Source organism: Paraflavitalea sp. (genome assembly GCF_059502485.1).
This window is the reverse complement of the sequence record NZ_JCACET010000008.1, coordinates 2,791,801-2,815,719: the sequence shown is the minus strand read 5'-3', so window position 1 is coordinate 2,815,719 and position 23,919 is coordinate 2,791,801. Positions and strand designations below refer to the sequence as shown.

Sequence of the window (23,919 nt, the reverse complement as noted above, 5' to 3'; positions counted from 1 at the left end):
TGATCAAATACAAGTTTTAGACATGAAAAAAATGTTCAATCAAAGGCATTTACTGCCTTTACTGGGATTCTTATTTACCTACCCCACCATTGGCTTGGGGCAAGTGGTACCGCTCGATACAGCGGTACGCACCGGCCGATTGGCCAATGGGTTTACGTATTTCATCCGTTATAATAACGAGCCCAAACAGCGGGTGATCTTTTACCTCGCGAACAAGATCGGTTCGATGCAGGAGGATGAGGGTCAACGCGGGCTGGCGCACTTCATGGAACATATGAGTTTCAATGGCACCAAGCATTATCCCAAGAACCAACTGATAGAATATTTACAGAAGTCTGGTGTGCGGTTCGGGGCCGACCTGAATGCTTATACGGGTTTTAACGAAACTGTGTATCAGCTGCCTTTGCCTTCTGATGATACGGCTATCGTTCGCAATGGCCTTCAGATCATGCGTGACTGGGCGGCGGAGGCATTGCTTGAAACGGAAGAGATCAACAAGGAGCGAGGCGTGGTGCTGGAAGAGAAACGCCTGCGTAATGGAGCCGGCCAGCGCTTGCAGGACAAATCGTTTCCTATGCAGGTGAATAATTCGCGCTATGCTGTTCGCCTGCCTATTGGTACAGAACAAGTGCTGAATGGTTTTACGCCTGATGTTGTGCGACGTTTTTATAAAGACTGGTACCGGCCCAACCAGCAGGCGCTGATCGTGGTTGGCGATGTGGATGTAAAAGCAATAGAGAATCAGATCAAAAGGTTGTTTGGTGATCTGAAGAATCCTTTGGGTGAGCGTGCCGTTGTGAAGACAACTATTCCGCTCTCTGGTAAGAACCAGTTTCTTGCGGCTACCGATCCTGAGCTAACAACATCCGAGATCAGCGTATCGATCAAGCAGCCTGCAGTGGCTTTAAAAACGAAAGCCGATTTCCGTATTCATATCATACGGAGCCTGTTCAACCAGGCGCTGGGTGGCCGACTGGGTGAACTAAGTGTGCGCCCTGAGCCTCCTTTTGTACAGGCGCAGGCAAGTGTTTCCAGTTTTATGGGTGGCCTGGATGCTTTTAGTGTGAGTATTGTGCCTAAACCCGGCAAGATGAAGGATGCGTTTGATGTTGTATGGACTGAGATCGTTCGCCTACAACAGCTGGGGATCACCAAAACGGAGTTTGATCGCGGTAAGCTGGCTTACATCAATGGGATGGAGAATGTGTATAAAGAAAAGAGCAAGATCCCTTCGGATGCTTATGTACAGGATTATCTGGCTTATTTCCTGAATGGTACAGCTGCTCCCGGCATAGACCAGGAATATATGATTGCCAAGGGGCTTATTGAAAATATTACACTGGAAGAAGTGAATGCCCTTGCGCGGGCTGTAATAAAGGATGTGGACCGAGATATTATAGTTTTCGCTCCTGAAAAGGATAAGGCTACTCTGCCGACTGAAGGTCAACTCCACTCGTGGATGGCTTCTATCAAGCAGCAAAAGCTGTCTGCCTGGAAGGATGAGATCAGTGAAAAGAAATTGCTATCGACGTTGCCTACAGCGGGTAAAGTGGTGGGCCGTGAACGGATGGACAGTATCGGTGTCACTATTTATACTTTAAGTAATGGGTTGAAGGTGTGGGTGAAGCCTACGAACTTCAAGAATGACGAGATACTGTTTTCCGGTTTCAGTGAAGGCGGTACTTCGCTGTATCCGGACAGTCTTTTTCTTCAGGCTTCTGTTGCTTCTTCGCTGATAGCAGCCAATGGACTGGACGTTTTCGGTCCCGTTGAGCTTGGTAAGCTGCTAACGGGTAAAGCTGTTCAGGTACAGGCTTATATTCAGGACCGGTATGAGGGTATCAATGGTGGCAGTAATAACAAAGACCTGGAAACGGCTTTGCAGCTTACGTATCTGTATTTTACAAAGCCACGTTACGATGCTACGTTGTTTTCCAATAATATCAATGGGAATAAGGCCGTACTGCTCAACAGGGCTAATAATCCGGAGGTGATATTTAACGATACTGTGAATGTGTTGCTGGGTGGTTATCATTTCCGCCGCCAGCCGCCTTCTATCACCAGGCTTGATTCTATCAACCTGGACAAGATCTATGGTATTTACAAAGAGCGTTTTGCAAATGCCAGTGATTTTGTATTTGTGTTTACCGGCAGTATCGATACGACTTCATTTATTCCGCTGATGGAGCGTTATCTCGGTTCTTTGCCTTCAACGGGTGTACAGGAGGTGGCCAAAGACCCCGGTGTTTATGTGCCGGAGGGCCGGTTCAGCAAAACCTTTTATAAAGGCAAGGATAATAAGGCTATCGTGAAATTGTATTACAGTGGCGACTACGTTTTCAATACTACCAACAATACTCAGCTGGCTGCACTGGGATCGGTGCTGCAATATCATATGACTGAAAGAATCCGGGAGCTGGAGGGTGGCGCTTATACTCCTAATGCCGGTATCAGTTATATGAAGTTGCCCAGAAGCCGTTATCTTATTTCTATCGATTTTACCTGTGCTCCGCAAAATGTGGAGAAACTGATTGCGGCGGTTAACGACGAGATCAACAAGCTAAAGTCTGGTGGCGTTACGGAAGACGACGTCAACAAGTTCAAAGCTGAACAGTTGCGCGTCCGGGAAACGCAATTGCAGACGAATGGGTTCTGGCATTCCTGGCTAACTTATGTGTTGCAGAACAAGCACCCGTCTACGGGGGTATTTTATCTCAAGGAGCGGTTGCAAGTTGTTTCTCCGCAATCGGTGGGGCAAGCAGCGCAGCAATTTATCAATGACAAAAATTATATCAGGTTAGTGTTGATGCCTGAGCAGTGATACATTGATTTACTCATTAGAGGTTAAGGTTCTGAAATAGAACTGCGAGGTTACAAGACTCGCAGAGCGATCAACGTTGACTGCTCCCCGTTTAACAGTCAACAGCCCCATGACTTCTGTCAGGGGCTTTTTATTGCCTGCAGTCTGGCCGCTTTGAGCGGCCTGACAGTGTAAGCAGGGATTGGGATTTTTTATTAATTTCTAACAAGGAAGTGTTAATTCTCATCTTATTTGCTGCGATTATCGGGGTTACCTTAGTTTTATCATGAATGAAACAAACAGGCGTGCATTTCTGGGCAACCTCGCCACGCTGGTTGCTGCCGGCCTCGTGAACCAGCCTGCGCTGGCTCAATCTCCGTTGTTTTCACCGGAAACTTATTTACCGGGGGGTACGGACACTGATCCGTATGTGGCGATCCAGATGAGCCCTCATTCGATGTTGTATGAGGGTATTGCTCCGTGCCTCGATCTTATTCAAAAGACTGCTGCTGTCAATTATGTATATACGTATAGTCACGCTTTTCATGCCAACACGCTTGGGAAGCCGCTGAACCAGATGGCGCCTGACCATGGCAAGCCTGCGCGTGACTTCCGCAACAAGGTGCCCATGGTTTGGGTAAAGCATCATGACGAATATTTCAAACAAACGAAGCTGCGTATAAAGCCAACGAATCCTTCTCTGGAATATGCCGACCGTGATCTTTTCAAGGAAATGGTAAAGCCTGCACGTGAGCGGAATATGAAGGTGTGTGCCCGTATCCTGGAGGGTTCGGGACTTGCTATTGACAACTTCGACCTTGTACGTACTGTGGATGTGTATGGCAAGCGTGGCTCTAAGGCCTGCTGGACGCATCCTGATTACCGGGGTTTCTGGAATGGGCTGGTGGCTGATATGTTTAATCACTATGAGCTTGACGGTTTTCAATGGGGTGCTGAACGGATGGGGCCGCTGATGAATATCATCCTGCCCTGGAACGATGATGCGCCTACCTGTTTTTGTGAGCATTGTGTGCAGCGGGGTAAAGCTGCCGGCATCGACCCTGAAAGGGCCAAGGAGGGTTACCGGAAATTGTATGAATATGTGCGGCAATTGAAAAGTGATGCGCCGAAACCTGCTGAAGGGGTGTATACTGTATACCTGCGCCACCTGATACGTTATCCTGAAATCTTATCGTGGCAGTATCAATATCGCACTTCGCGGGAAGAGGTTCATAAGGGCATGTATGATACCATCAAGAAGATCAAGCCTTCTGCTGAAGTGGGCTGGCATGTGGACCAGCAACCTGCCAGCTGGGATGTAGTGTATCGCGCCGAAATGAGCTACGAGGAAATGGCGCCTTATTCTGATTTTATCAAGCTGATCTTATATCATGAAGTGCTGGCCCCGCGTATCAAGTCATGGTACCTCGACCGTTTTAAGAGTACCATCCTGAGTGAACTTACGCTGGAGGAATCGCTTAATATTTACTATGACATTTTTGGTTATGATAAAACGAAGGAGCCTACTGTAGATGAACTGACCAAGAAAGGGTTTTCGCCGGATTTTGTGTTTCGAGAAACCAAACGGAGCGTGGCTTCTGCCAATGGTAAAACGAAGATCATTGCCGGGATTGGGTTCGATGTTCCGGGCAGCCCGAAGGATGATCCTGAACGTATTTATCAGGCTACGCTCAAGGCTTTTGAGGGTGGCGCTTCCGGGATCATGGTATCGCGGGAATATGAGGAGATGCGGGTGCCTAACCTGAAAGCAGTGGGCAGGGCTGTAAGGGAGTGGAAGGCGAGGAAATAATCAGCTTTTTCCTGAGGACTTATTGCTGCTTAAGACTTTCCTGGTTACAAACTCGCTGAAGAAGGTATCTCTATATATGTTACCTATCGGTATCTCGTTTTTACCAATGTAGACTGTGTTGTTGTCGACAGATTCGATCTGCTTTACATTGATGATATAGGATTTGCTTACCCGCGCAAACATGCTTTTGGGTAGCTGATCGTAGATCGTTTTAATATTCATTGCGGTTATTACCTTCTGGCTTTCGGTGTGCATGACCACGTAGTCTTTCAGACCTTCAATGAAGAGGATGTTGTTGAAATGTACTTTGAATATCTTCCGGTCTGCTTTGACAAAGAAGTAATCGTCGGCAATGTTTTCTATGTTATTGTTCTCCAATTCTACTTTGAAGAGCTTCTGGTAGGTTTGTGCTTTTTCGACTGCTTTCTGAAAACGCTCCAGCTTTACGGGCTTTATCAGGTAATCGATGGCATCTACTTCGTAGCTATCTATCGCGAATTCGGAAAAGGCCGTGGTAAAGATCACGAATGTTTCTGCGGGAATGGTTTTGGCAAATTCTATCCCGTTTATTCCGGGCATTTGTATGTCGAGGAATATCAGGTCGACGGGATTGTTTGCCATGAATTTTGTGGCGGGCGCCGGACTATTAAAGGAACCAACCAAGTCCAAATTCTCTGTCTGGTCTATCAACATCTGGATGGCTTCTCTTGCCAATGGTTCGTCATCTACTATAATGCAATTCATAATTTGATAGTTAACGTTACAGCAAACGCTTCTGAATTTTCTTCGATCTGTAGTGTATGGGACACAGGGAACAACAGCTCCAGTCTTCGCCTGATGTTGGCCAACCCTAAACCTCCGGAAGTATTCACAGCTTTCAGGATGGGTTTCGAGTTGACGCATTTAAAAAATAGTTCATTATCCCGTACATCAAATGACAAGGCTACATAGGATGACCTGGCGGAATCATTGTTGTGTTTTACTGCATTTTCCACAAATGAAATGAATAGTAGTGGTGGAATCTGCACGCCGCTCAAATCTCCTTCTTTGGATATGACGAAATCGAAGTTATCGCGTCTTACTTTCTCCAAATTTAGAAAATCCTCCAGGAAATGTATATCTGAAGTTAAGAAGACCTTATCTCTTGCACTATCATATAGTTGATAGCGCAGCAAATCGCTTAGCTTCATTAATACCTGGGATGCTTTATCGGGGTCTTTTTTTGTAAGGACGTTGGCATTGTTGAGCATATTGAACAGGAAGTGGGGGTTGATCTGGTTTTTCAGCTGTTCCAATTCTGTAGAAATTTTCGACTTCTCCAATTCATAGATCAGTTGTTTATCTACCATCCATTTCTGAAAGAACTTTATGGATGCAGAGGCTGCAGTAAGAACCAGCACCAAGGATGCAAATAATGGAATATTTATTTCATCTTCAGCAGGGACGGAATCAAACAAATAACGACCGATGAAATAAATTTTAATTGAAACGGCTATAATGCCTACAACAGACAAGATGTATAAGGCATACTTATTCCTGAATAAGAGCTTCGGCACCAGTAAATACATATTGATATAAAACAGCAGCAGAAACAGTAACAGGGTCAATGTGGGTTCGGCAACCTCGGACCCACTGCTATATAGTACTATACTCATAAAGCCAATCAGCAGCAGGTGCCGATATATCCTGTATTTAGGAGAAGTGAACCACTGCCTGTTTTCCATCGAGCAATTTTTGTTAACAAGCTGGCTATGTATCGCTTTACTCATAGGTGTACCTGTATATTAAACAAATGTAAAACTTCGGATTTCAATCCATAGTAATTTATACGAAAGCTCCTTCTTTTTATACAAAAATCGTTAAAATGTTTAACGTTTATAGGCTGCTTACCAAGACTCTACAGGGCTCCTATTTTTTAGTAGTTGCAAGATTCATTTTGCTATAAAAAACGATCTGTTTGGTATAATTCGCCAGCAGGGGGAGTTTTGAAGGTATAGTTTAGCTGAAAATTGCAGCACTAAATTCTAACTTATGAAATGTAAGATCAGCGGCTTCCTCTTTTCCTTTTTTGTAATTGTCTTTACCGGCTATGCCCAGGACAGGGGTAATAAGTTTACTCTTAGCGGCACAGTGGCTAACAAGTCCAACAACGAAACGCTTATTGGCGCTACGATCAATATCCCGGAAGCAAAGATCTCCATTGTCACTAATTCTTATGGTTTTTACTCCATTACCTTACCGAAAGGAGATTATACCATCATTATCAGTTATACCGGTTATGATAATGTGGAAGAGAAGATCTCATTGACGCAGGATACCAAGAAAAACTTCGCAATGGCAGAAGGAGGCAAAGCGCTGGAAGAAGTGATCGTGCAGGCCAACAAGAACAAGATCAACATCGCGAAACCAGAAATGAGCACCAATAAGCTCTCCATAGCGACCATCAAAAAGATGCCGCCGATGATGGGTGAGGTAGACGTATTGAAATCTCTGCTATCGTTGCCCGGCGTAACGAATGCGCAAGAGGGTGCTACCGGCTTTAATGTGCGTGGTGGTTCTGTTGATGGAAATTTAGTGATGCTGGATGAAGCGGTGGTGTATAATACGTCTCACTTATTTGGTTTCTTTTCTGTTTTCAACTCGGATGTTATCAAGGATCTAAAGCTGTATAAAGGAGGTATCCCCGCCAATTTTGGCGGCAGGGTTTCCTCTGTGCTGGATATCTATCAAAAGGAAGGGAATAATAAGGAATTCCATATGAATGGCGGGATCGGCGCCATTTCCAGCCGTGTGCTTGCTGAAGGGCCGATCATTAAAGAAAAAAGTTCTTTTGTGGTAGCTGCCAGGAGTTCGTATGTGAATTTATTTCTAAAGCTCGCCAACGAGCCGAATACTATTTCTTTTTATGATATCAATACGAAGCTTAATTACAAATTGAACGATAAGAATAGCTTGTTCCTTTCCGGTTATTTCGGCAATGACAATTTCAATATGAATAAGGCTTTCATCAACAGCTATGGTAACAGTTTTATCAACCTCCGATGGAACCATATCTTTTCAAATAAATTGTTTTCGAACGCATCGGCCATCTTCAGCAATTACAACTATGGTCTTAAGCTAAAGATTGTTGGCATCGACTGGAAATCGAATATCAAGAATTACAATTTCAAGTACGACTTCAAGCATTATCTGTCCAGCAAGCTGACGTTGAACTATGGCGTGAACTCCATCTATTATAATTTCAATCCGGGCACGATCCGTCCCTTCGACAAATTGTCTACTATTATTCCAGATCAGATCGCTAAAAAATATGCATTCGAGAATGCCGCCTACCTGAGTGCCGAACAAAAGCTATCGGACAAGCTATCTCTGAATTTTGGGCTTCGTTACAGCGATTTCCAAAGACTGGGTGAAGAAGAAAGGTTTACCTATGCGAATAACCAGGCAGTTGTTTTCAATAAGGAGTTACAGGTTTACGAAGAAGCGACTCCCACCGGTACCATTAAATATGGTAAAAACAAAAAGATAGCCAGCTTTAACAATTTCGAGCCGCGGTTCTCGGTTGCTTATTCCCTCGACGAAAAGCAATCCATCAAAGCAAGTTATAACCGGATGAGCCAGTACGTGCACCTGGTATCGAATACTGCTTCCATTTCTCCTCTCGATATATGGGCGCCCAGCGACCAATACCTGAAGCCTGAAATTTTAGATCAGGTTGCTCTCGGTTATTTCAGGAATATCAGAAATGGGGATTATTCCATCGAGGTAGAAGCCTTTTACAAGACCATTAAAAACAAAACCGACTATATTGACGGGGCCGACCTAATTGCGCACAAGGCAATCGAGCGGGTGATGCTAAACGGAGAAGCACGCTCCTACGGACTTGAACTGATGTTTAAAAAGAATGTCGGCAAACTGAATGGCTGGGTGTCTTATACGCTTTCCAAAGCCGAACAGCGGACACCAGGCAGAACTCCTGACGAGCCGGGGATCAACAGTGGCAAATGGTACCGGGCTAATTATGACAAACTCCATAACCTCTCTATCAATGCTTCTTATGATTTGAACGCCAAATGGAGTTTTGGAGGAATGATGACTTACCAAAGTGGCAAAGCTGCCACCTTCCCCAACGGAAAATATCAATATAATGGAATAACAGTTTCGAGCTATGGGCTACGAAATGAAAACTCACTTGCAGCCTATCACCATCTTGATGTATCGGCTACTTACAGGCCCAGACCTCAGAAGAAAACAGGCTGGAGGGGTGAATGGGTATTCAGTATCTATAACCTCTATGGCAGAAATAATGCGGCCTCTTACCAATTTGGCCAAAATGAGGACACCGGCAAAAGTGAAGCAAAAAGAATATCCATTTTCGGAATTGTACCGGGCGTAACCTACAACTTCAAATTTTAAGATCTCTGTAAATAAAATAACAGCAATGAAACTAATAAACGGACTTTTTATATTGATCACGGGGCTTGTATTTACCAGTTGTAGCAAGGTTATCGATGTCAAGCTACCAACAGCCGCACCCAAATTGGTGATCGAAGCGTCTATCGACTGGTATAAAAACACCCCAGGCAACGAACAGCGGATAATACTATCTACCAGTACAGGTTATTACAATGAAGCATTCCCCTCTGTTTCCGGCGCGCAAATAAGAATCACGAATTCTCAACAAACAACTTTCACTTTTTCAGAAACCTCGAAGAAGGGAGAGTACCTATGCACAAACTTTGTACCTGAGGTGGGAAACACTTACCAATTGACAGTGGTACTCAATGATGTTACTTACATAGCAACAGAAACATTTATGGCCACACCTGATATCGAATCTGTCACTCATACAGCTAAAGGGGGTATGACGGGAGATGAGTATGAAGTACAATTTTCCTGGCAGGATGACGGCAGCCAGGATAACTATTATATGTCCAGGACAAAGATAAACCGGATTGCCTTTCCGGATCTTGATGTGGAATCCGACGAAAATTACCAGGGCCGCAAGATGACAGAATTCTTCTCCCATGAAGACCTTGTAGAAGGCGATTCGATCAATATAAAAATATATGGCGTATCCCGGAGATTCCATGACTATTTCAAGAAAGTAATAGCTGCTTCCGGCAACGACGGTAGCCCGTTTCCCGCCGTACCCACAGCGGCCAGGGGGAATATTGTCAATCAAAAGAATGCTGACGATTATCCTTTTGGTTATTTCAGGTTATCGCAGGTTGCTACCAGAGATTATAAGATTCAGTAAAAACCAATAAGGACAGGACACGGACAGCCAGGCATGTATTAAAAGGATGGCTTTATTTCTTCCCAGCAGGGAAGACAGCAATCGCGGCAGAGACATATAAGAAGGCTGCAAGCTTTTAACTACGGTTGGGCTTGCAAGCCTTTTTATTTTATGTGAATTACTTTTCTTTGGCAACCTTTTGATACGATTAGTCTGGCCGCTTGGAGCGGCCTGACTGTATCGTTTTTACAAACTGTCTCTTTTAAAAGGAAGTGTGTCTTTCATGCGGAGGGTGTCGGGCAGTTTCATATTGTCGCGTTTGGGAGGGAGTTGGTTGGTCATTTTAGCAGAGCCGGCCGTGCCGCTGGTGGCTGTCTGATCGTCGGGATTGGCAGTGATGGTCATTGGCTCTTTGCAGGCCGCCACAGCTAACAGAATCAATATGGCTGTCAATAGCTTTTTCATGCTATTGTTCATAAAAGGATCGGGCCAGGGATATTGAGGCAGGGTTTCTACAAAAGTACAAAGGTGACACCTTCTGAAAAGGAGTCACCTTTGTACTTTAATCTTTATTCAAGAGGCTTCGACAAGCTCAGCCTGACATTAATTTACAGCTTAGAACCTGAAGGCTACGCTGGCTGAGTATCTTCTGGGCATTTGTTTTTCAACGGTTGTCCAACCGCCGAAGTATTCTTTGTCGGCGATGTTATCGGCCTTGATGGCGATGCGGAACTTGCTGGCATTGTAGAAAACAGTTGCGTTTACTACTGTGTATGAAGGCAATTTGAAATCGCCTGTAGCCAGTGTGCTCGTAATCGTGTTCTCGCTTGCATAGTTACCGCCTACACCTGCACCAAAGCCTTCCAGCTTACCAGACCTGAATGTGTAGCTGATCCATGCATTGGCCAGGGAAGAAGGTCCGGCGGTGTTCGGTCTTCTATCTTTAGTAGCTGGCGCCGCATTCAATATTTTGCTGTCGTTGTAGCCATATCCTGCTACGATGTTCAAACCGGGGAGTGGGTTGGCAACGAGGTCCACTTCTACCCCACGGCTTCTTTGTGTGCCATCTTGGATCGTTACGTTGAGCATTTTGGCAGGATCGGCACTGTTGGGATCGTCCACCGTGATGGAACGGGTGATGTTGTCTACTTCGATGTTGTAGTAGCTGGCAGTAAGGGTCAGTTTGTGGTTGAACAGATCGGTCTTCACACCTGCTTCGTATTGATTTGCCTGTTGTGGTTCCATGTTCACAGGATAGTTAGCTGCCTGGTTGCTGGCTATCGGTGACACGTTGCGGAACCCATTCATGTAGTTGGCGAATACGCTCATTCTGTCATCCAACAGCTGGTAGTTCAATCCAAACTTAGGTGAAAGGGCTTTCTGGTCGTATTTACCTGTTTTGGCTCCTGTATTGTGGTTGACGCTGGCCTTGGTATCGAAATAATCGAAACGCAAGCTGGCCATGGCAGTCAACTGCGGGGTAATGTTAAATACATCTGATACATACGCACTGTAGGTATATACATTCGTGCTTCCTTTGTTAGCGCCAGCTGTAACAGCCAATTTAGCGTCTACCGCAGCGCGCGTGAGCATACCATAACGTGGATCGCTGGGCCTTGTGACATTCACATAATCGAAGAGGGCATAGGCCGAGTTGTCGTTTACAGCCTGTACCTGTAATACATCCAGACCTGCCACTACCCTATTGCGGAACTGGCCGATGTGGAAATCGCCGATGAAGTTCTGCTGCAGGTCAGTGGTTGTAGTCACTGAGTTTTGATAATACACAAAGCGAGAGATCAGCGTATCGTTTGCAGGAAGTGTTGCTGGCGGAGGGTTTGGATTTCCGTCCAGGAACATCACGTAGGAATAGTAGCCATCGCTTTTGCGCACGCTCCGAGAAAGGTTGGTTTGTGATGTCCACTTGTCGGATATTTTGTAGTTCATCTGGCCGTAGAGGTTCACTGTAGGATTCTTGTAGGTGATATCGTTGCTCGTATATGACCTGTTGAAATCCATGTTCAACTCCTTCGGTGTTCTCGCGATCAACTGGCGGCTTCTGTTCAGGAACACCATCAGTGTGTTGGTTGCTTCGCTTGTATAGAACTCCGTATTTACCAGGAATGAAAGTCTGTCATTTACTCTGTAAGAGAAAGAGGGTGCGATGAAGAAGGATTTCTTAAAGCCTGCATCCTGGAAGCTGCCTTCGTTGTGGTAGGCAGCGTTTACACGCAGGAGGGCTTTTTTCTCTTTATCGAGCGGTGTGTTGATGTCCGCAGTAACACGGCTCAATCCAAATCCTCCGGTGATATAGCCTACTTCGCCGCCAAATTCTTCGTAAGGTTTTTTGGTAACAATGTTGAGCAAGCCACCAAAAGAGATCAGGCTGCTTCCATACAAGGTACCAGAGGGACCTTTGATGCTCTCAATTCTTTCAACGTTGGCAGGATCGATGCCGCCGTTCGTTAAACCTGGTACACCATTGATCATTGTAGGTTGTACAGAGAAGCCGCGCATGGAGAAGAAGCTGGCTCCATCGCCGGGACGGCCTGTAGAAGACCACAGCCTGTTTACTCCGGGTGCATTTTTCAATGCATCATCCACTGTAGTAATTACCTGTTCTTGCATCAGGGCTTTTCCTACTACGTTGTATACTTGTGGGTTTTCCAGGTTTTTGAGGGGCAGGCGTGCCACATAGTCGCTTTCTTTGCGGCCAAACTTATTGGCTGCTGAGGACACCACCACTTCCTGGAGCTCATTGTTTGAAACCTGTATGCTGAACTCTACAGCTTGTATTTCGTCTTTTACGATCTCTACTGTTTTTTCTTCGGCATTGTATCCTACGAGGGAAACCTGTAAAGTGTATTTGCCGGGCTGGAGTCTTTTGAAAGTGAATAATCCGTTCTCGTCGGTTGTAGTTGCTTTCTTATTTTCTTTTATTTGTACTGTCACAAATGCAGCGGGTTTGTTATCCGCCGTCAATATTTTTCCTTTTATAGTTCCTCCGGGATCTTCATTCGCCCAAAGCGGGTTTACTATAGTTATCAAGAGTAATAATAGCGTTGTAGTCAATAGCCTTAGTCTCATAGTTGCAATTTGGGCGCAAAATTGCGTGTATCATGTCGGCGGGGATTACGGAATCGGGAAAAAGGGTTGCGCAATCGGTAATAACGGGCATTTCTACCTCCCGATTGATAATTCTATCCTATGCTAAAACGGTTTGGCGATCATTGGAAATTATCACAGAATGCAGTACAGGAAAGGGTTTCAACATTTCTAAGCCCTTTAGCCCTCATGAAACGGCGACTTATTTGGTATTTTTTCTTCGCAGGGGCGTTGTACTTTTACATTACGAAGCGAGCAAAGAGGAATAGTAGCAGATTATCAATGAGTTAGAGCTCACTTCCCACAACTTAGATTTTTACCTTTTTTCATATGGCAAGCAATCGTTAGAGGTCAGCTGTTTCTACAGCAGACCTATTTTTTTTGTACATATACTACTCTGTCCTCATAGAAAAATATTGCTCTTAAAATCAAACGGCCGTTCTTTCGGGAACGGCCGTTTTTTATTTGCTGCCTACTGTCTTTTACCGCTTTCCTATCCGCATGTTGTACAGCACACGAACGGTACTTCCGTAAGTGGTGAAGTGCGCAGTATGCGGTAGTTGCCCAATTGATTGGACAGGGCTTGTTGCTGCATTTGCTGCCGCTGTTTGATTCCGTTTACTACATCAGGGCGCTTTTGCATCAATACTTCTACCTGGTCCATCGGCATGCCCAGCTGTTCGAACACGCTGGTGATATTGCCAAATACTTCGACCACCAATACGCTCAATGAAGCGTCCTGCGGCAGGCCGAGTTGGTACAGTAAGAGTGATATCTCTTTATTTGTCCAGTATACTGTCGCCGTCTTTGGCGCATCTTTGAAGATGGCCAGTTTAGCTCCTGCTACCAGACTTGCCTGTGTGAACTTCGCTCCTGCATTGACAGTGGCCACTGGTATGGCTTCTATATTATCTTTCCAGTTCACTTTTTCGTAGGCGCTTACCAACTGTGCGGCAGATACTGCATCCAGACGTTCTATCTTACCAGCACGGCGTGCCGCCACTACTGTCACCAGCTTTTTGTTCACCGCCGGATCGAGACGCAAGGTTGATAGTTCTTTATCTTCCAGCAGGGATAAATGGCTTACCAGTACATTGGCCTTTTCTGTTATGGCTACCTGATCGGCGGTCCACCGGGCTACGCTTAACTGGGCTGCCTGGAATTCGGGAACGAACAGGGTTGGCGGTTTCTGGACCGGCTTATCCAATATCATCATGCGTTCATCGAGCAAGATGTTGCGATAACCTTTGCCGTCGGCTTGGCGTACCTGTGCATACAAGAGGCCATGTAATTGTGTGCGTGGCGGGCTGCAGGTGACGTTGCGACCTTTCCATACAGCTTTGGCGTAAGGTGCCGTGACGTACACGCGGTCTTTGTCGCGATTGACATTGCACAGCAGATTGGGTGCAGGGTGTTGCATGCCTGTGACGCGCAGGGGACGGCCAAATCTTCCTTGCGCTGTGCTCCACAGATCGCCTTTGGGGTCGGGTGTTTGCATGTGTCCGTGTGCGTGACCAATACGAAACTCATAAGTGAAGAATCCAAACAGCTCAGGGCTTTCTGGATTGAGGCCCGGAGGCAATGGCAGCAGGTAGTGTAATCCTTCTTTGCCAGTGGCCCGCTCCATCGGTTGCATGGCTCCCATGCCGGCCATATCGTCGGTTTGACCCGGTGTGATGGCGCGGATGTACTCCGGATCGATGGGGAGTGCCGGCTCTTCGGGCACTTCTGTCATTATGCCTCCGCGGCTGTGGCTCAATAGCTGGTCTGGTGCATAGGCCAGTACACGACAGAACAAGGTATCGTGTGGATCCAGAACCGGCTCTTTCAGTTCTACCCAGAGATAACGTTGTCTGGGTTCTGTAGCACTGTATCGCTCGTTGGCGAGGTAAGGCGAGAATGCGATGCCCACGCTTGCTATTTCCGGCACCTGCGATGGAATGATGGTAGTGGGTAGGTGGAGTTTTTCTGTTTTGAATGTAGCCGGCGCACCGTGATTGGGGCGGAAGCGTGGCGTGAGTTCGTATTCAACATTCAGTTCGTCGGGATTGCGCAGCGTGTCGTCTTCTTTTTTCAATACTGACTTTGGCTCTATTGCATCGATGAATATCAAGGTGGTGTATTCACGGTTGATCTCACCAAATTCATCTTCCTGCAAACACTCGAAAGAGGCTGAACGTTTCAGCTCGATATCGCCCAATACGTTGATTACTTCTGTTTCTGCGTCTTTATCGCGCTCAAACTTACGCCAGCGTTTTACCTGGAAGCTCACATCTTCCAGTGCGTTCCATGTCCAGTCGCGGTTGAGGCGGTGTACAATGCAGCCCAGCCAATGGTTGCAGAGATCGCCTTTGGAGGAGAAGGTAATGCTGCTTTGGTCGGGCGCCAGATGATGGCGAATGCGGTTGCTGCAACCGAATACTACGCGTTCTCCCTTGCGGCCCATGAGGGTGAGCCCATTGTAGCGTAATCCTAACTTTTGTGCAAAGCGCTGTACAATATCAGGCATGTTGTTTTGTGCTTCGCGTGCGAGGTAGAACGTAGAAAGGGCACCACTATTAAGGAGTGGTGGATCAGGCTGCAGGTAAATGCCTTGCAACTGCGGCACGTTTACAACGGGCAACAGCAGGTCTGCTTCGTTGGTTGAAGGCTGGTGGAACCAGAACTGTGTTGTTTTTCCATAGCGTGTGTCCATGTCTTTGTTGCCGGGGTTGGTGAATCCAAAATAGCCTGGCTGATCGGCACATACTGCGCGCAGCGTTAAACGAATGCGGCGTGCTGTAGGTAATGGAATATCCGTCATGGCATCAATGGCTGCCTTATTGAGATCGGGACGATTGAAAGGATCGTCTACATTACCAGCCAGCAGTGTGGGGATATCATGAAAGACCACCGGCAATGATAGTTCTTCTTCGAAGCCGGCGGCAAATGCACGGGTGGTTGTGTATAGTGTGATGTAATTTTCCCTGCCTGATTCGCTCAACAGGTTATCGAGCTTCAGGGTTTCTATTTCTACTTTAATTTCTACGTGGGTTACATCCGGATCGGCAATGGCCGGCATTTTATTTACTTCCGGTCCGCTGGTAGCAGTAATCAACAGGTCTATCGGGTTAGGATATTTACCTGTGAACACCACTGCCGGATAGCTCAGCAGCGGGCGCCTGATCTGTAATGTTGGGTTAGGAATCGAGGTACTGTTCTCATCCATGTTCTCTTTGTTGAAATAAGATGAGAATCCCTGGCGGAGTTTCTCCGGTTTCTCAACACGGCAGAGATCGGGAGCGATGTAACGTTTGAATGTTTGTTTGGCCGAAGGGGATGGTGCGTTGTTTACCATCGGTTCACCAATCTTTGGGCCGCCTCCACTGATGTCCATCATACGTACCTGGAACTGGTAGCTTTGTCCGTAGCGAAGGTCGACACCTGAAGGTATCTCTGTATAAGGTGAAGCTGCATCCACGGCCTTGGTGGGCGTAAGGTCGTTGAACTTCTTTCTTCCTTCGGCATGGCGGTTGATGGTGATAGCGTCTGTATCTTTCAGCACCAGGCTCTTGCCAATCCAGTTTGTAAAATACATCGGCAGCCAATAAGGTGCAGTGGTATCATTGTCGAGCTGTGAAGGGAATACCTGGAAGGGTAATTCAATTCCTTCTGCCGGAATAGCGCCCAAGTTAGCGCCACCAATCATGAGTGGTTCGGGCTGTCCATTTTGTACTGCGTTCAGGCTTTTCCAATCGCTGCCTTCTTCATCTTTGCGTACATCGATGCGGTATCCGTATACACCCATCGGAACATCGAGCCGCTTGCCTGCTTCCATTGGATTGGCGCTCAGTTGACGGAGGTACCAGATCATGATCTGCTCATCATCCCAGGCCAGTCTGATACCGGTATCTGTTTGTGGCGCCGGGCCATCCTGCCGCTCGCTCAGTATGTTGTTGCTCACCTGCTGTCCTGCATGGACGATCTTCGCATATCCGTCGTTGTATTCGTTCAGTTCAGCAAATATCTTATCCCACTCGGCGTTTGGTGGCAGCGGGTCTGTTGCGTCGTTATTTTTTTTATGCAACACCGGGAACAGCATTGGTGCGAATACCGGTCTGCTGGCGCCCATCGTCAATGCAGGAATACGAGCGGCGTAGCGTTTTACGAACGCGCCTCCTATACCTTCCAGCAATTCTTTCTGGATAGCCGCCGTTTGAGTATCTACCATGTTTACGGAGATGAAGCCGCCTTTTTCCAATACATCAGCATGTGGTGTCAGGTCAATTGACGTGGAATAGATCATGCCGCAAGTGCGTGCCAGCATGGGCTGCCGCAGGATGTGTGCAAATACCTGTCCCCAGCTCAGGTCGTCGTTGGTCTTCCAACCATCTTTCTTAGGCGTGTCTTTTTTCACGGCACAATGGTAGCTGTCGTCCAGCTTTGCATTGGGGTGACGCGGGTTGGTAAAGTTGAAAGCTGTGCGATAGGATTCCGGCAGGTATTTCTGCACGCTCTGGTTTTCCGGCAAGGGTGTATCTGGTGCTTTGTCAGTTTTGGCTGCTGTAGAGCCATCCATATTGATCTTAGTACCCAGTTGGGTAGCGATACCTTGCAGGGCTGCATTCTTGCTGGCAGCAGCATCTACTGTTACCGGTATTTTTACAATAGTCCCAACGTTACCGATCGGCCATTCTTCGAGCCCTTTGTGTATGGCTACTTCGAATTGCGGTACGAGGTCGGCAAATGGTGTGGAGTTTTCATTGCCTGTTACTCCTGTGGGCCATACCTGGAATGGGTTTTGGTTGCGTGGGATTAAGACGATATTCAGGTTAAGACGTGTTCCATCGAATCCCTGCGGGAACACCATCGTTGTATATTTTCTATTTGCTTCCATGTTGATCTTTTTAAATAGTGAAAGTGTTTTGAAGCCGTTCTCTTACTTCGTCACCTTTGACCTGATAGCAGATTTCTCACCCTGTTTACAAGCTGTGAAGGCGTGTACGTATGGCAGGGTTCGAAATGACAAAAAAGAAGTGTATTGCTTTCATAATTGGTCATGTCTTATGCGATCTGGCGGTCTTCGCCCCAGGTTTTCGAGAAACTGATGTCGATGATCAGGAATATGCTGATGTCGATGGCAAAGGTTACCTGTGCTGAACAATCGGTTTGGTTGTTCTCGCGTACGATGATGCCCTTGGCTTCGATGGTGATGGTGACCGCCACCAGGCCACCGAGGAGCTCCGCATGTCCACGGAAACGCATCAGTGCTGCCACCACCACCTTGTTCTTGTCGGCATACATTTGTACGCCCACCAGGTAGCTGACGCTGGCGTTGCCTACCACCGGCAGGCTTACCACGATCTCAATGCCAAAGCCGAAGTCGAGCGACAAACTGGGCCCTACTTTCGTGTCGCAGGCGATCTTGACATCAACTGTACCGATGGCGAAGATGGAACCCACTCCTACCGACATACACATTACTTTCAATCCGCCGTGGAACTTCAGGAAAGCCCCGGCTGTCGGCAGTAATTGCGAAGGATCGGTAGTTACTTTCAGGGCTGCATTGAAATAAACGCCCAGCCCTAATGATGCTTCCAGCTTCAGTGGTGTTTGTGCGCTGTTGTAGAGCTCATCTGTTGGCGGGAAGCGAACGAGTGGTATTTCTTTGCCTGCTTCGAATTTGTATTCCCAAATTTCGCCGCTGTTGCTCATGGCAATTTGTAATCCTTTCTTCATTGCATCGGCATAGTTGCCACTGCTCAATGACGCCAGCACCTGCAGGATGTCGATAACCGGTTGCAATGCCGGGCTAAACTCGATCTCTGGTGTGGGCCAGCCATCGCCTCCCTGGTCGCCTTCGTAGCCTGTTTCTTTTCCTTTCTTGCTATCGAAGTTGCCTTTGATGATCATCAGGCGTTTCATATCGCCGAGGTCGACCACCATGGCGAGGTTGTTGAGACGGCTCTTCCATTGATCGCCCAGTTCTGCTGCGCGTGATGCAATGTCGAAGTTCAAACGGCCTGTATCTCCTTTTGGATCGGTGTCTTTTTTCTTAGCTGCGTATTCGATGTAAATGCGCAATGCTTCTGTATCTACCAACGGTACTTCGAAGGGTGGCACATCAAACTTCATCGCTTTGTCGAATACACCATTCGCGCCTTTCTGCAAGAGGTTCAAGCCCTGCTCAACAATCGCTTCTCCTGCTTTTACCGGCGTGATCTCCATCAACTCTAACACGTTTGTGAGGCCGTCTTTCAGGCTGCTTGTGTTGAAGGCTTCGAACAGGCTTTCGTCGGGCTTCTTGCCATGGAAGAGTGGCATTGCCTTGCCGAAATTGTCAATGGCGTTGCCCACGTTGGGGAAGATGCCATTGCCTGTCATGAGTCTGTAGGCATCTGCAAAGATGGGTGGCGTTTTACTCAGCAATTGCTTTTTCATAAAGCCAAATGCTGGTGTAAGAAAGAGGGACTTTTGGGTTGCGGTGCTTTGCAGGAACCCGAAGTTGATCGTGTCGTTGGTTGCCTCGCGGATAATCTCTTTCGGATGTGCAATGCGTAAGAGTTGGTTCTCCACATCCGCCTGGTTGACCACCGTTCCTTTCTTCCACAATCCTTTGCGGATGAGTGGCACCGTGGTGCCAGCAGGCAGGGGAGCCACATCACCAGTGCCTACTTCATGCTGCACCATCGTCCAGCTTCCGTCTTTGGGGAGGATGACCTGTCCGCGGCCTGCCAGTACAAATACCGGCTTGCCTGCATCTATCGATACGTTCATATCGAAGCGGGTGAGCATCATCTGCTGGTTGCTTTGTGCAACGTCGATGACGCAATCCAAGTCGCCGCCAATGTTGCCGCCTTGCAAATCCAGCAGGCCACGCAATTGCTGTGCAGTGAGTGGTACGCCTGCGGGCGCTACCTGTACATAGCCTAATATCTTCTTGGAGACTACTCTTTTGTTCGTGTGTCCCTGTACCACGTTTTCAATTTCTACATCTGCATCGAAATACACAGCACCACATTTTACCGGTTCTGTGATACCGCCTGCGTCTGCGATCATCTCCATTCCTTTCACACCATTTACATATGGCTGTCCGCCCGGATAGTTATTGGCATCATTGTATTCGGCTACGGAAGGTGCGTCTTTGATATTGCGCACATTGAATAAACCGCGTACAATGCCCGGGTGTATATCGTAGGGGGCTTGCACTGTTTTGAAGTCTGCATCTGTGAGGTTATCAGCAAACGGGTCTTTACCCAGCAACAGGTAGCGGTAGGAGAAATCGAACAGTCCGTCGCTTTCTGCTTTCCAACCGCTGTCTACGCGGTAAACATATCCGGTACTGGTGCGGAACACCGTAATGGTACGCACTACGCGGATGCCCCAGGGATACAGAATACTTTTGACCTGTATGACTTCATGGGCCGTGCGTCCCAACATCACATCGAAACGTGCCTGGCTCGTTTGTGCCATTGCCGCTGTTGGGCTCAACCATTTGCTGAAGATGTTGGCGCCATATCCTGTTACATCCATGCTTGTCAATGGTACGCCTCTTGATTTTTCCAGGCCGGGTGTGCCGAGGGGTTGTACCAGGAATTCATTGTTGAATATCTCCGTGACACGATGGCCCAGGTTGCTTTCCTGTGTTTGTATTCCCGACATGTCCAGCAGGTTGTTGAGCTGCACGGTATATCCCGGGAACATCGGCGAATCGCGTTCTTCGGGTGTTGGCACCGGCTTACCGAACTGTCCTGCCTTGAATTGTATCTGGATACCTCCTTTGAGTTTGTGGCTACCATCTTCCTGTTTGCGGAAGAGTGGCTGGAGGTTATTGATGTCGGGCTTCTTTGGTTCCACAAAGTTTTTGGACACGTAGCTAATGGCTTTCAGGCCAAAGGGCAACGTAAAGGATGCCACAGTGAAATTCGTGGGATTATCTTTGAAGTCTTTGATCAATGCGTCAACTACCGGGATCGGCGCCAATGCCACCAGTTGGGTACTGTTGTTCCAAAGCCGTGTAGCTCCACCATCATTCGGAAAATATATAAAGCCTGCTTCCGGGTCCATCGGCAGCTTGGGGCCATTGGGTGTTTCGCGATCGGGTGCGGTGAGGTTAATTACCGGCTCCCAGGCAATCTGCGGCAGGGTAAAACTCTTGACCAACCGTGCCGGTGATTTTACGTGCATGCCTTCTACTACAAAGGGGAATGCATTGTTGGCTGCAGCGCGGGTACCCGTTAGTTGTACTGTATTTTCTCCAACTATGCCCGGCACTACTGTACCCGTTTGTACAAACAGCATCGTGGGGTTGATGCTAATGCCCATCTGGTTGGCATTGCTACTTACATCCAGCAAAGCGAATACATCATTATCGATACCACTGCCGATCACGTCGTTTTCCCAAAAGCCTGTATAGCCATTTGTTTTTCGGAGTGCCAATCTTTTTTGTTTCAGCTCCTCTCCTTCCGCCACTGTGTCCAGCACTGGTTTGGTGGCTGGTGTGGAGGGCGCTGGCGTAAATGTTCCTTTGGGGATGAAGAGTTCGCTGACCGGGTGTTTGATCGTTGGCTCTTTTACGAGGTCGGACACTTTAATGCGTGTAGCATTTTTGAATTGAGCGAGGCGGGCGCCTTCGTTCAGCTTCACTGCTTTCAGTTTGGTATCGACCAGTACGGGCCGACGGATCACATCGGTTACCCGGCCGGGCGTGAGCACACCACCGGGACGGGTAGGTGTAGCAGGCTGGGTGGGTTGAGCTGGCTGCGGCGTGGTGGGTTGCTCTTCCGGTAACTCCGTCCATGCCGGCGGTGTGGTACCAAAATAAAAATCGGTAGTCACGTCATCGCCTGTACTTCCTTTAGCATAGCGTACGGCACAGACCAGCATCGTTTGTAATTGATCCATCGTGCCGGGCACTGCAGCGCCTGTGGCTGCGCCTGCCAATGCGCTCTGGTTGGCAAAGCGCCGCATCCATGGTGTGAGGTTGCCCACGTAAGGATCGGGCAAGGTAGGCAGGTAGGTGAACAAACCAAACACCAGGAAGCAGTTGGCGCGTGTTACTTTCAGCCAATTTTCGCTCAGCTCACCAAAGAGCATAAAGCCTGCGACGGGTGTTACTGTAAATAATGCGTTTTCCAATGCAATGGCATCCCATTTGAAAACGGGTTGTTTGTCCTGTGGCTTTTTATTATCCCACAACAAATTGTCATCAAACAGCATGATGATGCGCCGCTGTTTGTTTGCCATCAGGGCCAATGCCGAGGCGCGGGAGCGGATGGGGAACGGGCTGCTGTCTACTTTCAATGGTCTATCGGCCTGTATATCTGCATCGGCAAAGATGGTAATCATCTCCTGATTTTGCTCTGCGGAGATGGCCAGTAAAAAAGGAGCGGCCTGCAAATAGGTAATGGCAGCAGTGGAAGCTGGCCGCTGGTCTTCTTTCCATAGTTCAAAATCCTGTGTAGCGCCAATGCCTTGTGCGCCCAAATCGAGCAGGGAGATCATGGAAGGTTCTGCATTGATAATGGTGGCCTGCAAGCGAATGTCTTCATGTTGCAGTCCCGGCCAGGTGGCACGGAGCCCTTTATCGGTTACCAATACTACTGAGCCACCGCTATCTGCCTGTACCGGATTGGCAACATCAAGCGTGGCTACCGGCAATCCCCAATATGCTTTGGTGAGTTTTGCTTTGCCTGATAGTTTGAAAGCGGGGCTCACTGATTGCTTCGCTTCAAAATCTACCGGTGAAGGTTTCCAGGGGATCAGCACTTTACTGATGAGTGCGTTGTATTCGAGGGTAATGGCTGTCTGTGTGGTATTGGCAAAGCTGATAGCCTGACCAAACACATTGCAACTTGCCTGACCGATACCTGTGATATCGACTTTATTGTTTTGCCAAACGAATTGTAAAGAAGTGGGCAACTGATAGGTGGCCTTGCGTGCATCGTCGCCATAGCCGCTGCCGTCTCCAGCAAAACTTTCTGTTGGCTGCTCAATATCCAATGCAAGTGTAAGCACTGTTGCAGGATTCAGCGTGGCCTGGTTGTTTTGCATCACCGGCGCTATAGATGTTTTGAGTGTGCCTCCCTTGATCTTAAGGCCTACATATCTATCATTGGGAGCGGCGGGAGACAGCAGGCGTGCGTTGATCCAGATGCTGCCGGCATTTAATGTGTATTGTTGCAACAAAGGGGGTGGCGGGTTTGTACCAATGGGAATTGGGTTGCCGCGCACCGTAGTCTTGAATAACAAAGCAGGTACACCGTTCATGTAGAGGGTGACCAGCTTTACGATCCTGTAAAAGTCGATCCAGATCTCGATGCCTTGTTCGTTGAGGAAAGGTCCCAGTGTTTCGACTGGTTTGCTTCCAACTGCCCAATCGGGCACACTGCCTGCAACTTCGTACTGACGCACGGGTGTTTGGCGAATGAAGAAGCGTGTTTCGGGATCTTTGTTGTCTTTAATGGTCTGTGTGGCGACGGTCCTGATCTGATCAAGCGAGGCCTTGCTTACTTCCGGTGCTGAGAACAGCTGGGTGCTGTTGAAGACGACTTGCTCGCCGGCATATGGAATATCTCCTTTGATCACTGATGAAGCGATCAGTTCCTGTGCCCGCTTCAATTGCTGTTCCTGTCCTTTGGAGGCAGGCTGCAGGCGGGCAGTAAGGTTTTCCAGCAGGCGCGACAGTTGGTCCTGTGTCATGATGGGTAGTTTTTAATGAGCAATAACTATGAAGGCCGTAAACCTGCGTGGGTTTACAGCAAAACGATGTTTGGAGTATATCGCTATACTCGATTGGGAATACAAATGGATGGTGTGGTGCAGTCTTGCCTTAGGATACGTTGCAGCACGGGGCTGCACGGACGTACGGCAAGGGAAGTGGAGGTTAAATTAACAAGGACGTGAAGGTAAGGGAATTATATATATGGTGTGTTACCGTAAAGTGGTATTTTTGGTGAGTTGCCTCTCTTATAACTCCAGTCCCTT

Annotated in this window: 10 protein-coding genes; 4 read left to right on the top strand and 6 right to left on the bottom strand. The window is 47.7% G+C overall.

Going from position 1 to position 23,919, the window contains the following annotated elements; all coding sequences use genetic code 11:
* Positions 1-22: 22 nt before the first annotated feature.
* Entirely contained in the window at positions 23-2,821 is a 2,799-nt protein-coding gene (locus tag AC5JBY_RS13955; RefSeq protein ID WP_495905217.1) for a M16 family metallopeptidase, read from the top strand.
* Positions 2,822-3,086: 265 nt separating this feature from the next.
* On the top strand, positions 3,087-4,610 hold the full coding sequence (locus tag AC5JBY_RS13950; RefSeq protein ID WP_495905216.1) for a hypothetical protein: 1,524 nt from the start codon (positions 3,087-3,089) through the stop codon (positions 4,608-4,610).
* Here the strand turns inward: AC5JBY_RS13950 and AC5JBY_RS13945 are convergent, their stop codons facing one another.
* Entirely contained in the window at positions 4,611-5,354 is a 744-nt protein-coding gene (locus AC5JBY_RS13945; RefSeq protein WP_495905215.1) for a LytR/AlgR family response regulator transcription factor, read from the bottom strand. It lies immediately after the preceding gene.
* A complete protein-coding gene (locus AC5JBY_RS13940; protein ID WP_495905214.1) occupies positions 5,351-6,334 on the bottom strand; it encodes a sensor histidine kinase in 984 nt (327 codons plus the stop codon). Before AC5JBY_RS13940 ends, AC5JBY_RS13945 begins: the two co-directional genes overlap by 4 nt.
* Positions 6,335-6,641: 307 nt before the next feature.
* On the opposite strand from AC5JBY_RS13940, the gene AC5JBY_RS13935 reads away from it, so the two are divergent.
* Entirely contained in the window at positions 6,642-9,026 is a 2,385-nt protein-coding gene (locus AC5JBY_RS13935; RefSeq protein WP_495905213.1) for a TonB-dependent receptor, read from the top strand.
* Positions 9,027-9,051: 25 nt separating this feature from the next.
* Positions 9,052-9,870 carry a DUF4249 domain-containing protein gene (locus tag AC5JBY_RS13930; RefSeq protein ID WP_495905212.1) on the top strand — a complete coding sequence of 273 codons (819 nt, stop codon included), beginning with the start codon at positions 9,052-9,054 and terminating at the stop codon, positions 9,868-9,870.
* A 225-nt stretch (positions 9,871-10,095) separates the two neighbouring features.
* On the opposite strand, the gene AC5JBY_RS13925 is transcribed toward AC5JBY_RS13930, so the two are convergent.
* From AC5JBY_RS13925 to AC5JBY_RS13910, 4 genes are all read right to left on the bottom strand, one after another.
* Positions 10,096-10,314, bottom strand: coding sequence for a hypothetical protein (locus AC5JBY_RS13925; protein ID WP_495905211.1), 219 nt, complete (start codon positions 10,312-10,314; stop codon positions 10,096-10,098).
* A gap of 150 nt (positions 10,315-10,464) precedes the next feature.
* Positions 10,465-12,936, bottom strand: a complete 2,472-nt coding sequence (locus AC5JBY_RS13920) for a TonB-dependent siderophore receptor (protein WP_495905210.1) — start codon at positions 12,934-12,936, stop codon at positions 10,465-10,467.
* A gap of 511 nt (positions 12,937-13,447) precedes the next feature.
* Positions 13,448-17,830, bottom strand: a complete 4,383-nt coding sequence (locus tag AC5JBY_RS13915; protein WP_495905209.1) for a hypothetical protein — start codon at positions 17,828-17,830, stop codon at positions 13,448-13,450.
* A 167-nt stretch (positions 17,831-17,997) separates the two neighbouring features.
* Entirely contained in the window at positions 17,998-23,634 is a 5,637-nt protein-coding gene (locus tag AC5JBY_RS13910; protein WP_495905208.1) for a hypothetical protein, read from the bottom strand.
* Between the last annotated feature and the right edge of the window lie 285 nt (positions 23,635-23,919).